General features: G+C 68.7%; 15 protein-coding genes. 9 read left to right on the top strand and 6 right to left on the bottom strand.

Features of this window, described 5'->3' with window-relative positions; all coding sequences use genetic code 11:
* Positions 1-30: 30 nt before the first annotated feature.
* The gene (locus NL126_RS00885) at positions 31-696 is read right to left on the bottom strand and encodes a YkgJ family cysteine cluster protein (protein WP_255197014.1); all 666 of its coding nucleotides are present in this window, start codon (positions 694-696) and stop codon (positions 31-33) included.
* 43 nt (positions 697-739) lie between these two features.
* Positions 740-1,141 carry a PPOX class F420-dependent oxidoreductase gene (locus NL126_RS00880; protein ID WP_255197013.1) on the bottom strand — a complete coding sequence of 134 codons (402 nt, stop codon included), beginning with the start codon at positions 1,139-1,141 and terminating at the stop codon, positions 740-742.
* 171 nt (positions 1,142-1,312) lie between these two features.
* Between NL126_RS00880 and NL126_RS00875 the strand changes: the two genes are divergently transcribed.
* From NL126_RS00875 to NL126_RS00860, 4 genes are all read left to right on the top strand, one after another.
* On the top strand, positions 1,313-1,585 hold the full coding sequence (locus NL126_RS00875) for a MarR family transcriptional regulator (protein WP_255197012.1): 273 nt from the start codon (positions 1,313-1,315) through the stop codon (positions 1,583-1,585).
* A 27-nt stretch (positions 1,586-1,612) separates the two neighbouring features.
* A complete protein-coding gene (locus NL126_RS00870; RefSeq protein ID WP_255197011.1) occupies positions 1,613-2,386 on the top strand; it encodes an MBL fold metallo-hydrolase in 774 nt (257 codons plus the stop codon).
* A 67-nt stretch (positions 2,387-2,453) separates the two neighbouring features.
* Positions 2,454-3,161, top strand: a complete 708-nt coding sequence (locus NL126_RS00865; protein WP_255197010.1) for a class I SAM-dependent methyltransferase — start codon at positions 2,454-2,456, stop codon at positions 3,159-3,161.
* Between the two features lie 61 nt (positions 3,162-3,222).
* The gene (locus tag NL126_RS00860; RefSeq protein WP_255197009.1) at positions 3,223-4,146 is read left to right on the top strand and encodes a glycosyltransferase family 2 protein; all 924 of its coding nucleotides are present in this window, start codon (positions 3,223-3,225) and stop codon (positions 4,144-4,146) included.
* Here NL126_RS00860 and NL126_RS00855 read toward each other — a convergent pair.
* A complete protein-coding gene (locus tag NL126_RS00855; protein ID WP_255197008.1) occupies positions 4,143-4,937 on the bottom strand; it encodes an amidohydrolase family protein in 795 nt (264 codons plus the stop codon). The genes NL126_RS00860 and NL126_RS00855 overlap by 4 nt on opposite strands.
* 194 nt (positions 4,938-5,131) lie before the next feature.
* Between NL126_RS00855 and thsA the strand changes: the two genes are divergently transcribed.
* From thsA to NL126_RS00840, 3 genes are all read left to right on the top strand, one after another.
* Positions 5,132-6,694 (top strand): thermosome subunit alpha, encoded by a 1,563-nt coding sequence (gene thsA, locus NL126_RS00850; RefSeq protein ID WP_255197007.1) that lies wholly within the window; start codon positions 5,132-5,134, stop codon positions 6,692-6,694.
* 142 nt (positions 6,695-6,836) lie between these two features.
* A complete protein-coding gene (locus NL126_RS00845; RefSeq protein ID WP_255197006.1) occupies positions 6,837-8,204 on the top strand; it encodes an APC family permease in 1,368 nt (455 codons plus the stop codon).
* Complete coding sequence (locus tag NL126_RS00840) at positions 8,197-8,613, top strand: hypothetical protein (RefSeq protein ID WP_255197005.1); 417 nt, start codon at positions 8,197-8,199, stop codon at positions 8,611-8,613. Before NL126_RS00845 ends, NL126_RS00840 begins: the two co-directional genes overlap by 8 nt.
* A 28-nt stretch (positions 8,614-8,641) precedes the next feature.
* On the opposite strand, the gene NL126_RS00835 is transcribed toward NL126_RS00840, so the two are convergent.
* From NL126_RS00835 to NL126_RS00825, 3 genes are read right to left on the bottom strand one after another with little or no spacing between them, the layout of a single operon-like run.
* A complete protein-coding gene (locus NL126_RS00835) occupies positions 8,642-9,259 on the bottom strand; it encodes a trimeric intracellular cation channel family protein (protein WP_255197004.1) in 618 nt (205 codons plus the stop codon).
* Entirely contained in the window at positions 9,250-10,011 is a 762-nt protein-coding gene (locus NL126_RS00830; RefSeq protein ID WP_255197003.1) for an SAM hydrolase/SAM-dependent halogenase family protein, read from the bottom strand. Before NL126_RS00830 ends, NL126_RS00835 begins: the two co-directional genes overlap by 10 nt.
* Positions 10,008-10,544 carry a nicotinamide-nucleotide adenylyltransferase gene (locus tag NL126_RS00825; RefSeq protein WP_255197002.1) on the bottom strand — a complete coding sequence of 179 codons (537 nt, stop codon included), beginning with the start codon at positions 10,542-10,544 and terminating at the stop codon, positions 10,008-10,010. The genes NL126_RS00830 and NL126_RS00825 overlap by 4 nt, the downstream gene beginning before the upstream one ends.
* 169 nt (positions 10,545-10,713) lie before the next feature.
* On the opposite strand from NL126_RS00825, the gene lonB reads away from it, so the two are divergent.
* Positions 10,714-12,780 carry an ATP-dependent protease LonB gene (lonB, locus tag NL126_RS00820; protein ID WP_255197001.1) on the top strand — a complete coding sequence of 689 codons (2,067 nt, stop codon included), beginning with the start codon at positions 10,714-10,716 and terminating at the stop codon, positions 12,778-12,780.
* Positions 12,780-13,559, top strand: a complete 780-nt coding sequence (locus tag NL126_RS00815; RefSeq protein ID WP_255197000.1) for a CPBP family intramembrane glutamic endopeptidase — start codon at positions 12,780-12,782, stop codon at positions 13,557-13,559. The genes lonB and NL126_RS00815 overlap by 1 nt, the downstream gene beginning before the upstream one ends.
* The last annotated feature ends 91 nt before the right edge of the window (positions 13,560-13,650 follow it).

Below are 13,650 nucleotides of genomic sequence, written 5' to 3'. Positions count from 1 at the left end.
ACGGCGGTTGCCCCGCCACTCGTAAAGTTCTTACCGGTACTGGGTCCCATCCGGCCGTTTCGCGCCCTCGGAGTCGTGGACGACCACCTCGCCCGGCTCGGGTGCCACGGCGGAATAGCTGTCGCGGACGGCGATCGCCTCCTCGAGTTCGCGGACGGCGCGCTCCTTCAGCGCGGCGGCGAGCTCCTCGGCGTCGTCACGCGAAATATCGCGGCCGAGGCCCTCGCACTCGTGGGCGCGGACGAGCCCCTCACGGTCGACAGCCTCGCCCATCGGCTGACTCGTGCCGCCGAGCGCGACCGAGAAGGGGTAGGTCCGGCAGATGAGCGGGCGGTCCTCGTGGACCGTACACGCGCCCGTGCCGTCCGTCTCCGTGTAGAACGTACAGTCGCCACAGGCGTCGGTCTGGAGCGCCCACTCGAACGTCTCGCCCTCGGGTCCGGACTCCCCCTCGTGGAGGCCATAGGGCATCGGTCGGGCGACGTCTCGCCACTCGTTGGCCGTAGCTATCTGCAGGTCACGCACCTCGTCGGGGAACACCGTCGCCGTGTGGGGTTCGCGATCGTCGGCTGCGCCGTGGCCCGTACAGCAGGCGCCACACCGGGTGCACTCGAAGCCGATGGACTCGATGGCGTCGGCCAGCTCGTCGACCGCGAGGTCACGGGCACGGTCGAGTTCGGCTTCGAGACTCTCCATGCAAAGGGAGTACGGGTCCGTGGGTACAAGCCTTGCGTCCCGGTCAGGAGTGGGAGACGTGTTCGGGGGGAATCTTGATGAGGACGCGCGCGCCGTCCTCGTCGCCGTGGTTGGGGTACTCGTCGACGCCCATGTAGCGGGCCGCGAGCGTGTCGATGTGTTCGACGGCGCCGTCTTCGGTCACCTCGTCCACGGTTCCACGGACCGACAGGAACCGGTACGGGTCGTCGGGAGCTGTCATGCTGAGGCCGACCTTCGGGTTCTCGCGGACGTTCTGTTCTTTCTGCCGACCGCGCGCTGTGTTCACGAGCACGCGGTTCGCCGCCGAATCGTGGTCGATCCATACCGGGGTCGTCTGCGGGGTCCCGTCGGGCATTACGGTCGAGAAGTGCGCGAATGTTTTCATGTCGAAGAGGTCGTGGAACTCCGCCGGGATTTCGGCCATACAATCGTTATAAACTCCCCGCCCTAAAACGGTGAGACTCGGAGCATATCGGTTCCGGCAACATATGTCGGGCAGTTTTGTATAAGGGGGCCTTATACTCATGGGTGTGTTCGTATTGTTTTGACACACATATAGCGAAGGTTTACCAGGGGCTTTGCCATCCGAGGATGTATGAGCGCGACCACGGACGAACGCTCCAGTGAAAACCCGATGACCGACCCCGAGTTCCGCGACCGTCTGCGCGAACTCCCCCCGAGCGCGAAGCTCGTCGCGAAAGTCCTCGAGGACGCCTCGCCGCTCTCGCAGGGCCAGCTCGCTGACGAGTCGCTGCTTCCCGACCGGACGGTGCGCTACGCGCTGAACCGGCTCGAGGAGGAGGACCTCGTCGGCTCCCGCTACAGCTTCCACGACGCCCGCAAGCAGGTCTACTTCCTCGTTAACTAAATCCCGCCCGGGGCCGACGCTCCCGACATGGCTATCGAGCGCGTCCCCGTCGCCGTTCCGACTCGGGCACCACACGGCACCACCAACTGTTACGTCCTCGGGACGGACGCCGCCGTCCTCGTCGACCCACCGGCCGAGAGCGACGCCGTCGACGAGACGCTCGCCGGCCGAACCGTCGAACACGTCGCCGTCACTCACCACCACCCCGACCACGTGGGTGCGGTCGCCCACTACGCTCGTGAGCACGACGCCACCGTCTGGTGTCGATACGGGAGAGACGCCGACTTTGCGACCGCCACGGGTATCGACGCCGACCGCACGTTCGTCGAGGGGACGACCATCCCGGCCGACGAGCCCGTGACGGTTCTGGATACGCCCGGCCACGCGCCCGAACACGTCGCGTTCGAGACGGCCGACGGCCTCCTGACGGGTGACCTCGCGGTCGCGGAGGGGAGCGTCGTCGTCGGCGCTCCGGAGGGCGACATGCGCGCGTACCTCGCCTCGCTCCGGCGGATGTGGGCGCGGAACCCTCCGGTACTGTACCCGGGCCACGGCCCCGTCATCGACGACCCGCGGGCGACCTGTGCGCGGCTCGTCGACCACCGCTACCAGCGAGAGGACCGCATCCTCGCGGCCGTCCGCGGCGGCGCGCGCACGCTCGACGACATCACGGACGCTGCCTACGAGAAGGATATCTCGGCGGTGCGGGCGCTCGCCGTGGCGACGGTCCACGCGCACGTCGAGAAACTCGCGGTCGAGGGGCGACTCGCGTGGGACGGCGAGGTCGCCACGACCGCGTGACCCGGAGGACTCACCGGCGGTTCCTTTCAGTACCGTTTTATTCCGGGGCCGTACAGTTGGCGGTAGTGTGAAAGGAGCGGAGTGGTATCAGGCGGACGAGGTCGCCGAAGCGTACGAGGACAAACGGTTCTCCCAGGGCGGCAAGCTCATCGACGAGCGGGAGAAGGAGGCCGTCCTCGAGGCGCTCTCGCCGCTCGAGGACAAGCGCATCCTCGAGATCGCCTGCGGCACCGGCCGGTTCACCGCGATGCTCGCAGCCGAGGGTGCGGACATCGTCGGGCTCGACATCTCGGCGGCGATGCTCCAGCAGGGCCGCGAGAAGGCCCAGGAGCTGGGCGTGGATGACCACCTCGAGTTCATGCGCGGCGACGCGGCCCGCCTCCCGTTCCCCGACGACCACTTCGACACGGTGTTCGCGATGCGGTTCTTCCATCTTGCAGATACCCCCGCGTCGTTCCTCGCGGAGATGTGTCGCGTCTCGAAGTCGCAGGTGTTCTTCGACACGTTCAACCGCTACTCGCTGCGCTCGGTGTACAACTGGCTGCTGCCGATGGGGTCGCGGCTCTACTCCGAGACCGAGGTGCTGCGACTCCTGCACGGCGCCGGCCTCCAGCTCGAAGACGAGGCGCACGACTTCGTCCTCCCGTACGGGTTCTACCGGCAGATTCCCGACAGCGTCGCCGCGGCGTTCCGCGACGTGGACCTCGCGGTCGGGCGCACGCCACTCGGCCACCCGCTCGCGTCGGTCTCCTACTGGGACGCCCGCGTGGCGTAGTCGGGCGACCTGTCAGCGCGCATCCGAGTGTTTTTATCCGTAGGGATTGCTACCGGAGGGTATGGATGTCTCGGTGGTGGTCCCAACGCTCAACAGCCGCGAGCGGCTCGCAGCCTGTCTCGACGCGCTCGCAGCCGAGGGACCCGCCGAGATACTCGTCGCCAACGGCCCCTCCGCGGACGGCACCAGCGGGATGTGTCGAGAGCGCGAGGACGTCGACGTCCTGGTCGAACTCGACGACCGGAACGTGAACGTCGCGCGCAACGCGGGGCTCGACCGCGCACGCGGCGACGCCGTCGCGTTCCTCTCACACGAACTCGCCGTCGAGGAGGGTTGGCTCGCCGCGCTCGAAGCCGGGCTGCGCGAGGCCGACGCCGTCACCGGCCCGGTCCACCGCCAGCTCGACGTGGGCTGGACGACCGAGGAGCCGGAAGAACGGACCATCGGTGGCCGCAACGTCCACTACTTCAACGGTGGCAACGCCGCGTTCACCATCGAGGCGCTGGAGGCCATCGACGGCTTCGACGAGCACCTCGTCGTCGGTGGCGCACGCGACGCCGCCCACCGGCTCGCCGCGCTCGACTACGAGGTGCTGTGGCTCTCGGACATGAGCGTCTCGCGCGAAGGGGAGTCAGCCGGGCTCCGACCCTCCATCGTCGCCGACGGTGGCTCCGAGCGCGACTGGTCGCTCCGCTACGAGTCGCTCGCCTATCGCCTGGTGAAGAACTACGGCGTCCGGCCCACGGTCGCGTACCGGCTCACGCGCCACGCGTTCTCGGATGCGGGGGCGTCGCTCCGTGACGTGTTCGCGGGCGAGGCCCGCCCCTCTCAGTGGGTCGGGAACGGTCGCGACGTGGTCACGGGGAGTCTCCGGGGCTGGGTCGGCGGCCTCCGGGCGCGGTGGGCCGACCGCTCCCCCCGACGCAATCCGGCCGGCTGGTCGTCGCGCTCGGACCGCGCGGTCGCGGTCCACGACACCCGCTAAGGGGCGAGCGCCGACACCACCCGCGACGGGTTCGCGTCGAACACCCGCTTCATCTCGTCTTCCGGCACCGAGCACGTGAGGAGTTCCATCACCGCGACGTTCGGGTGGACGTCCGGCGCGCCCGACCCGAACAGTACGCGGTCGGGATGCTCCTTGATGGCGCGTTCGAGCAGGTCGCGGAACCGCACCGCGGCCGTATCGAGATACAGTTCGTCGTATGCGTCGAGGAGGTCGATGGCGCGCGTCATCTGCGCGCGGTCGAGCGGATAGCCACCGAAGCCCGCCAGCACGACCGGGAACCGGTGGTCGAGGAGTGTCTCGGCGACGCGTTCGGGTGGGAAGCCGCGGCCACCGTGGACGACGACCGGGAGGCCCACCTCACCGAGCGTCTCCAGGACGGCTCGCTCCGGGAGGCCGTCCACCACCGGGGCGAGGGTGAACCCCGCGAAGCGGTCGTCGTAGGCGAACTGCTCGACGTCCTCGGGCGAGACGTGGTGTTCCGCTCGACTGGCGCCGAGCGAGCGCAGCCGGCTCGTCGGGTGTCGGGGGCCGTCGAGCCGGGCGAACGCGACGAACGGGCGCTCGACGGAGAGCCGGGCGACGGCGTTGTTCGCCGCGAGGTAGCCGCGGTCGCGGGGTCCCGGCGAGACGACGGCTTTCACGATTCCGGCCTGGTGGAGTTCGCGTTCGAGTCGCTCCGGCTCGATGTCGCGGCCACGCTCGCTGCCACCCACGGGGTCGAGCCGCGTGTGGACGTCGACGACTCGGAAGCCGTGACCCAACTCCAGCATCACTCCCTGCCACGGCCACCCATCGCTTAAGGGTTCGCTGCGCTACAGCTCTGGACCCCTTCCCCGACCCGCTTCGCCAACCGGCGTGCGTGAGCGTGACACGCCCGCAGTCTCCGGGTTTCCGGAATACTATTCCGATGCTTTTATATAGAACTGCTGACGACCTTTTACTGATTATGGCACAACAGCGACGTATGGGTGGCCAGCCGATGTTCATTCTCGCGGAGGGCACTCAGCGCACACACGGTCAGGACGCGCAGTCGTCGAACATTCGCGCCGGGAAGGCGGTCGCGGAGGCCGTACGCACGACGCTCGGCCCACGCGGCATGGACAAGATGCTCGTCTCCGACTCCGGCGACGTCGTCATCACGAACGACGGCGCCACCATCCTCGAGAAGATGGACATCGAGCACCCGGCCGCACAGATGATCGTCGAGGTCGCCTCCACGCAGGAGGACGAGGTCGGCGACGGCACGACGACGGCGTCCGTCCTCGCGGGCCAGCTCCTCGCGAAAGCCGAGGACCTCCTGGAGGACGACGTTCACCCGACGACCATCGTCGAGGGCTACCACGAGGCCTCGCAGCTCGCGCTCGAAGCCATCGAGAACGTCACGCTCTCGGACGAGCTCGACGACGAGCTGCTCGAGCAGGTCGCCGAGTCGTCGATGACCGGGAAGGGCACCGGTGACATCGAGGCCGACGCGCTCGCGAAGACGGTCGTTCAGGCCGTCCGGCAGGTCCAGACCGACGAGAAGGTCGAGCGCGACAACATCACCGTGCGCACGCAGACGGGCGCCGGCGCCTCCGCGACCGAACTGGTCGAGGGCGTCATCAGCGAGGAGGAGCCCGTCCACGACAGCATGCCCAAGTCCGTCGAGGACGCCGACGTCGCCGTCCTCGACCTCGACCTCGACCTCCGTGAGTCGAACATCGACGCCGAGTACAACGTCACGGACGTCAACCAGCTCACCGCCGCACTCGACGCCGAGGAGGGCGAACTCCGCGGCTACGCCGACGCTCTGAAGGACGCTGGCGTCGACGTCGCGTTCGTCACCGGCGACATCGAGGACCGTGTCGCCTCGTTCCTCGCCAAGCACGGCATCCTCGCGTTCGAGTCCGTCTCCGACGACGAGGCGAAGCGCATCGCCCGCGCGACCGGCGCACGAACCGTCGGCTCCGTGAAGGACCTCGAGTCCTCCGACCTCGGCTTCGCCGAGACCGTCCGCGTCAAGAAGTACGGCCGCGACGACGAGCTCACGTTCGTCGAGGGCGGCGCCAACGCCGAGACGGTCACCGTCTTCGCCCGCGGCGGCACCGAGCACGTCGCCGACGAGCTCGAGCGCGCGCTCAACGACGCCATCGACGTCGTCACCGCGGCGCTCGACAAGGGCGGCGTCGTCCCGGGTGCGGGCGCGACCGAGATCGCCATCGCCGACCACATCCGCGCCGGCGCGGCGTCCATCGAGGGCCGCAAGCAGCTCGCCGTCGAGGCGTTCGCCGACGCCGTCGACGTCCTGCCGCGCACCCTGGCTGAAAACACCGGGATGGACCCCATCGACGCGCTCGTCGACCTCCGCAACCGCCACGAGGAGGAGGGCATCGCCGGGCTCATCAGCGAGGGCCAGACCGGCCGCGTCGGCGACCCCATCGAGGCCGGCATCCTCGACCCCGCAGCGGTCAAGCGCGAGGCCATCGAGTCCGCCACCGAGGCCGCGACGATGATCGTCCGCATCGACGACGTCATCGCGTCCAACTGAGGCGGCTCCCCACTGATTCTTTCGCGCGCCAGTTGCAGTGAGCGACTGCCACGGTCGAACGCGGTCGGCTGTTCGCGCACGTCCGGCACCGTCCGGGAGCGCCCCCCATTTTTACTGCCGAAGCTAGCGACAGCCCACCCGTATGGGCGAGAACCTCGGACTGACTGAGGCCGTCTCCATCGCGCTCGGCGGAATGATCGGCGGCGGCATCTACGCCGTGCTCGGCGTCGTCACCCAGATAACCGGGGCCGCGACGTGGTTCGCGTTCACGCTCGCGGGCGTCGTCGCCGTCTGCGCGGGCTACTCGTACAACGCGCTCAACGAACTCTCCGACCGGGAGGGCGGGAACGCTTCCGGCGGGTCGGTGACGTTCGTCCAGTGCTTTACTGGCAATTCGACGCTCGCGGGGATGGTGGGCTGGACGCTCCTGTTCGGCTACATCGGGTCGATGGCGATGTACGCCTTCGCGTTCGGTGAGTTCGCCATCGCGCTGAGCGCCGTGCCGGAGACGCTCGCGGGGCTCCCGCTCCGCCCGCTCCTCTCGGTCGGCGCCATCGCCGGGTTCGTCGGGCTGAACCTGCTCGGCGCGCGGGCGACCGGCTCGACCGAGAACGTCCTCGTCGCGGTGAAGATCGTGGTGCTCGTCGCGTTCGGTCTCGGGGGGCTCGCCTACGCGCTGTTCGCGTCGGGCCAGCCGGTCGAGTTCGGCACCTCGAAGCTCACCTCGTTCAGCCCCATCATGGCCGCGGCGGTGTCGTTCGTCGCGTTCCAGGGCTGGCAGCTCCTCTTCTACGACCAGGAGCGCATCGACGACCCGCTGGAGACGATTCCGAAGGCGGTGTACCTCTCGATTCCGGTGGCGGTCGCCATCTACATCCTCGTCGCGGTGGCGACGTTCAACCTCGCCCCGCGGGCGCTGGAGAGCCACCCGCACACGGCGCTCATCGACGCCGCACGGGCGATGCTCGGCGTCGTCGGGCTGTCAGGGCTCGCAGCCCTGATAATCTCCGGGTCGGCGCTGTTCTCCACCGGGTCGGCCATCAACGCGACGCTGTTCTCCTCGGGCTACTTCGCGAAGGGGCTCGTCGGCAATGACCTCCTGCCCGACCACGTTGGCGACGCCAGCGCCGAGGGCATTCCCACCCGGACGCTCCTCGGCATCGGCGGCGTGACCGCGGCGTTCTCCGCGTACGGCTCGCTGGAGGCCATCACCTCCTTCGCGTCGCTCGCGTTCATCCTCGTGTTCGGCGGGATGTGTCTGCTCGCGTTCCAGCAGCGCGACACCGACGCCGTCTCGCCCGTCGCACCCGCCGTGGGTGCGGCCGGGGCGCTCGGGTTCTTCCCGCTGATGTTCTATCACCTCTACCGTGCCCAGCAGGGGACGTTCTACGCGGTGCTGCTGCTCGGGGTCGCGGTGCTCGCCGTCGAACTGCTCTACTTCGAGCGGGACGTCATCGCGGAGGAGGTCGGCGCCATCGAGCGCGACGTTCAGGGTATGCTCGGTGACTGATGGACGTTCGCGCGCGGCTCGCCGACAACCTCGCTCGCGAGTCGGCCGCGACGGCTACACGCTCTCGGTGTGGGGCGCCGGCGCCATGCTCATCGCGGCGTACGGCGTCCCCGAACCCGGCGAGGTGTTCGCGTTCGTCGCGGGCGCAGTCCTCGGATTTGGGCTGCTCGCAGCCGTGGCGTTCGAGAGCCCGTTCGAGGAACGCGCCACGGACGACAGCGACCTCCGCGTCGCGTCGATGGTCCACGTCCTCGGGACGCTCGGGACGCTCGCGGTCGCCTACGGGCTGACGGGGCTGCGTGACTGGGGCGTGGCCGACCCCGTCGTGTTCGGCGCGGTCGGCGTGCTGGTCATCGTCGGCTACAACCTCGCGCTGCTCGCCGAGGCGGTGGTGACCCGACGGCTGTGACTCCCGTGTCCTCCTCACCCGTCACCGTTCACAGCCCCGGGAGTCCCCAGTCGTAGCGGAGCGCGAGCAGCCGCGTCGCGAGCACGACCACGACGCACGCGGTCGTCGGTATCGGCGGCGGCGCGACCGCGTGCGAGGTGTAGAACACGACGCCACCGAGCGCTGCGGGCGTCGCGTAGAAGTCCTCGCGGAGGACGACCGGGACGCGCGTGAGCAGCAGGTCCGACAGCGACCCGCCACCGACGCCTGTCAGCGTCGCGAGGACGACGACTCCGAAGCCGGAGACGCCGGCGGCGACGCCGACGAGCGCTCCCGTCGCGGCGAACGTCGCCAGACCGACGGCGTCGACGCCGCGGAACAGGGGGTGGTCGCGGAGGCGGCCCGAGACGCGCGGCGAGAGCAGGAGCGCGAGCGCGACGCCGACGAACGCGAACGCGATATCGTTGGTCGTGAGCAGCGAGGTGGGCGTCCGTCCCACGAGCACGTCACGGAGTGCGCCGCCACCGAACGAGGTGAGGATACCGAGGACGACCACGCCGAAGAAGTCGAGGTCCGCGTCCGCGCCCTTCAGCGTCCCTGCAGCGGCGAAGGCGACGAGGCCGAGCGCGTTCGCCACCTCCAGCGGCCCGACCGGGGCTACGGCCATCGCAACTCGACGGCGTCGCCGGGTTCGAGTCCGAAGGCGTCGTCGCCCCGGCCCTGATTGACCGCGAACTCGACGTTGCCGTGGCTCCCGACGGTGACGAGTCGGTCGCCGGCGTCGACGTGCGCGTACGACGGCGCGACGGGTGCCTGCTGGCCGTTCACGGCGACCGCAGAGCGACCGTCGATGGCGTCGCCCGGAACGTTCGTGATGGCGTTGCCGAACTCGTCGACGATCTGCACCTCGCCGTCGACGCCGTTCTCGCGGGGGACGGGCTCGGGGAAGGTGACGGTCTCGAACTCGTCGGTGGACGAGAGCGCGGGCAGGCGGTCGCACGCGGGGACGCCGACCTCGTGGACGTCCGCGGCGACGGGCGCGAACACGTCTCGACCGTGGAACGTGTGGCTCGAGGGGTCCGAAACCGCGACCTCGAACACCTCGATGTCGTCCGCAGGGTCGGCAAGTGCCCGTGCGGGCGGGAGGAGGACGCCGTTGTCCGGTCCCACGAGTGCGTGGTCACCGGCGCGAACGACGAGCGCCTTCCGGTCGGTGCCGACGCCGGGGTCGACGACCACGCAGTGTACCGCGGACGGGAACTCCGGGAGGACGAACCGGAGCCAGAACGCCGCGGCGCGAACGTCCTGTCGCGGGAAGGCGTGGCTCACGTCGACCGTGCGCGCGTCGGTCCGGCGGGCGATGACGCCTTTCATCGCCGCGGGATAGGGGTCGCCGAAGTCGGTCGAGAGCGTAATCATCCGTCGCTCGGGTCGCCCTCGCCGTTGGTGTCGCTGTCGGTGATCTGCTGGATACGGGCGACGCCGTCGATCTCCTCGATGGTGTCGACGACGGCGTCGGGAAGCAGCGACTCCCAGTCACCGTCGTCGGCGATGCGTTCGCGGACCTCCGCGCCCTCGAACTCCTCGCGGCGGTACATCGGTGACTGTCGGACTTCGACGCCGGCCTCCGTGAACAGGCGGACGACGAGCGGGTTGTTCGAGTAGGCGACGTCGAACCGCGGGCTCATCGACTGGACGTGGCTCACCCACACCGCGTTCCGGTTCAGGTCCTCGATGGGGACGGCGTAGGTGATGAGGTCCATGTCGGCGGTCGCCTTCGTGAGCATCATGATTCGCTCACCCGCTGTGAACGGGTTGCGCGCGGTGTGTGACTGGTCGGCGCTCCCGATGCCGAGGACGAGCTCGTCCACCTCCCCCGCGATGCGCTCGACCATCGCGTGGTGCCCCTCGTGGTAGGGCTGGAAGCGGCCGATGTAGATACCGCGCGTCATACGCCGAACGCTCGGACTCCTATCTTATAAGCACGGCGGGTCGAACGCGACTACCGGAACGATTTGCCACCCGGCTCCCCTCTGGTGGTTTCGGTCTGGTTTTGGGGTGGGAACGGGGAGAAAGTATATCAGTTGAGGACCCCTCGTAACGCGTACAAGCAACGGTTCTATGAGCGACGAAATGGATACGGACGACGTTCCCGCTGAGCGGGACGACAGCACCCCTTCCGGCCGGGACAACAGCAACGACCCGGACGGCGCGGTGACGCCCATCGACGAGGTCGAAGACGGCAACGACCTCGGTAGCGACGTCACCGTCGACTCGGGGGCCGAGGTCGACGTGGCCGAGCAGGAGGGACTACTCGGAGGGCTCCAGATCGAGACCTCCGACGAGATCGATGTCCCCGATCGGCTCGTCGATCAGGTCATTGGGCAGGACCACGCCCGAGACATCATCCTGAAGGCCGCCAAACAGCGGCGCCACGTCATGATGATCGGCTCTCCCGGGACGGGGAAGTCGATGCTCGCGAAGGCGATGTCCCAGCTCCTCCCGCGGGAGGAACTGCAGGACATCCTCGTCTACCACAACCCGGACGACGGCAACGAGCCGAAGATCCGGACCGTGCCTGCGGGGAAGGGCGAACAGATCGTCGAGGCCCACAAGGAGGAGGCACGCAAGCGCAACCAGATGCGCTCGTTCCTGATGTGGATCATCATCGCGGTGGTGTTCGGCTACTCGCTGCTCATCGCCCAGCAGATCCTGCTGGGAATTCTCGCAGCGGGTGTCATCTACCTCGCGTTCCGCTACTCCTCTCGCGGCTCCGACGCGATGATTCCGAACCTGCTGGTGAACAACGCCGACCAGCAGGTCGCGCCGTTCGAGGACGCCACGGGCGCCCACGCCGGTGCGCTGCTGGGCGACGTGCGCCACGACCCGTTCCAGTCGGGTGGGATGGAGACGCCGAGCCACGACCGCGTCGAGGCCGGTGCCATCCACAAGGCGAACAAGGGCGTGCTGTTCGTCGACGAGATCAACACGCTCGACATCCGGTCCCAGCAGAAGCTGATGACCGCGATTCAGGAGGGCAAGTTCTCCATCACCGGCCAGTCCGAGCGCTCCTCGGGCGCGATGGTGCAGACGGAGCCCGTCCCCTGTGACTTCGTGATGGTCGCGGCGGGGAACCTCGACGCGATGGAGAACATGCACCCGGCGCTCCGCTCGCGCATCAAGGGGTACGGCTACGAGGTGTACATGGACGACACCATCGACGACTCCCCGGAGATGCGCCGGAAGTACGCCCGGTTCGTCGCCCAGGAGGTCGAGAAGGACGGCAGGCTCCCCTCGTTCACCGCCGACGCCATCGAGGAGGTCATCCTCGAAGCCCGTCGCCGCGCAGGCCGGAAGGGCCACCTCACCCTGGAGTTCCGCAACCTCGGCGGCCTCGTCCGCGTCGCTGGCGACATCGCCCGCGCCGAGGACAAGGACGTGACCACGCGCGCCGACGTGCTGACGGCGAAGAGCCGCTCGCGGTCCATCGAGCAGCAGCTCGCCGACGACTACATCGAGCGCCGGAAGGACTACAACCTCACCGTCAACCAGGGCGACGTCGTGGGCCGGGTCAACGGTCTCGCCGTCATGGGCGAGGACTCCGGCATCGTGATGCCGGTCATGGCCGAGGTCACGCCCTCGCAGGGCCCCGGCGAGGTCATCGCCACGGGCAAACTGCAGGAGATCGCGATGGAGGCCGTCCAGAACGTCTCGGCCATCATCAAGAAGTTCTCCGACGAGGACATCTCCCAGAAGGACATCCACATCCAGTTCGTCCAGAGCTACGAGGGTGTCGAGGGTGACTCCGCGTCCGTGACGGTCGCGACGGCCGTCATCTCGGCGCTGGAGAACATCCCGGTCGAACAGGACGTCGCGATGACCGGCTCGCTCTCCGTCCGCGGGGACGTGCTCCCCGTCGGCGGGGTGACCCACAAGATCGAGGCTGCCGCGAAGGCCGGCGTCAAGAAGGTCATCATCCCGAAGGCGAACGAGCAGGACGTCATGATCGAAGACGAGTTCAAGGAGCAGGTGGAGATCATCCCGGTCTCGCACATCTCCGAGGTGCTCGAGGTCGCGCTCGCCGGCGAGCCCGAGAAGGACTCGCTGGTCGACCGCCTCCGCTCGATCACGGGCAAGGCGCTCGAACAGCGCGACGTCGGCGGCACCGGCTCTCCCAGTCCGCAGTAGTGACTGACTGGGCCGCGTTCGCGGGTATCGCGACCGCGGTCACGCTTCTCTTGTTGGTGCTCGCACGAGTGAGCGCCGGCTACGCCCGGCTCCCGACCCGCGACGACGTCGAGTGGCTCTCCGCGTTACCGGACGACGCCGACCACCTCGACACCACCGATGCGCCGCGACCCCGCGACCAGCCGGCGGCGATGAGCACGGGGTTGCTGTTGGCGAACGTCGCGTTCTCGCACGGGTTGTTCCTCGTCGTCCTCGTCGGCGGCGCGCTGGTCACACAGGTGCCTGCTGAGGCTCTCGGCATCTCCGTCTCGACGCGAGAGCTGGCGCTCGGCGTCGGCTTCGGCGTCCTGCTGTCGCTGGTGAACACGGGGGCGGGCGCGGTCGCCCATCGGTTCGGCTACGCGCCGAGTGCCGACCTCCGCTCGTTGATGAGCCCCAGTTCGGCGAGCGGCTGGGTCCTCCTGCTGGGGGTCATCCTCCCGCTCGTCGCCGTCTTCGAGGAGTTCCTGTTCCGGGCGGTGCTCGTCGGGGCGTTCGCGACCGGGTTCGCGCTCTCGCCGTGGCTCCTCGCTGCCGTCTCCTCGGTGCTGTTCGCGCTCGGCCACGGTGCACAGGGGACGGCTGGCGTCGTGGTCACTGGCTCGCTCGGGCTCGTTCTCGCGGCGGGCTACGTGCTGACGGGGAGCTTGCTGGTCGTCGTCGTCGCGCACTACCTCGTGAACGCACTCGAGTTCGTCGTGTACGAGGGACTCGGCGTCGAGTTCGCGTGGCAGGGCTGACAGGCAGTCTTCGCAGTCCATTCTCGCGCCGGGCGACTGCACACCCGCCTCGGCCGGGCGCGAGCGACTGGTCAGTGCATCGGGGGCGGTA

This window comes from Halorarius litoreus (genome assembly GCF_024362405.1).
In the GTDB taxonomy this organism is placed as follows: Archaea; Halobacteriota; Halobacteria; order Halobacteriales; family Haloarculaceae; genus Halorarius; species Halorarius litoreus.
The sequence above is the reverse complement of the archived record's forward strand: the minus strand, read 5'-3'. Positions and strand labels throughout refer to the sequence as shown.

Excerpts from the sequence above, each read along its gene's own strand:
- NL126_RS00885 (WP_255197014.1), bottom strand. The coding sequence starts at position 696 with ATGGAGAGTCTCGAAGCCGAACTCGACCGTGCCCGTGACCTCGCGGTC.
- NL126_RS00880 (WP_255197013.1), bottom strand. The coding sequence starts at position 1,141 with ATGGCCGAAATCCCGGCGGAGTTCCACGACCTCTTCGACATGAAAACA.
- NL126_RS00875 (WP_255197012.1), top strand. The coding sequence starts at position 1,313 with ATGAGCGCGACCACGGACGAACGCTCCAGTGAAAACCCGATGACCGAC.
- NL126_RS00870 (WP_255197011.1), top strand. The coding sequence starts at position 1,613 with ATGGCTATCGAGCGCGTCCCCGTCGCCGTTCCGACTCGGGCACCACAC.
- NL126_RS00860 (WP_255197009.1), top strand. The coding sequence starts at position 3,223 with ATGGATGTCTCGGTGGTGGTCCCAACGCTCAACAGCCGCGAGCGGCTC.
- NL126_RS00855 (WP_255197008.1), bottom strand. The coding sequence starts at position 4,937 with ATGCTGGAGTTGGGTCACGGCTTCCGAGTCGTCGACGTCCACACGCGG.
- thsA (WP_255197007.1), top strand. The coding sequence starts at position 5,132 with ATGGGTGGCCAGCCGATGTTCATTCTCGCGGAGGGCACTCAGCGCACA.
- NL126_RS00845 (WP_255197006.1), top strand. The coding sequence starts at position 6,837 with ATGGGCGAGAACCTCGGACTGACTGAGGCCGTCTCCATCGCGCTCGGC.
- NL126_RS00835 (WP_255197004.1), bottom strand. The coding sequence starts at position 9,259 with ATGGCCGTAGCCCCGGTCGGGCCGCTGGAGGTGGCGAACGCGCTCGGC.
- NL126_RS00830 (WP_255197003.1), bottom strand. The coding sequence starts at position 10,011 with ATGATTACGCTCTCGACCGACTTCGGCGACCCCTATCCCGCGGCGATG.
- NL126_RS00825 (WP_255197002.1), bottom strand. The coding sequence starts at position 10,544 with ATGACGCGCGGTATCTACATCGGCCGCTTCCAGCCCTACCACGAGGGG.
- lonB (WP_255197001.1), top strand. The coding sequence starts at position 10,714 with ATGAGCGACGAAATGGATACGGACGACGTTCCCGCTGAGCGGGACGAC.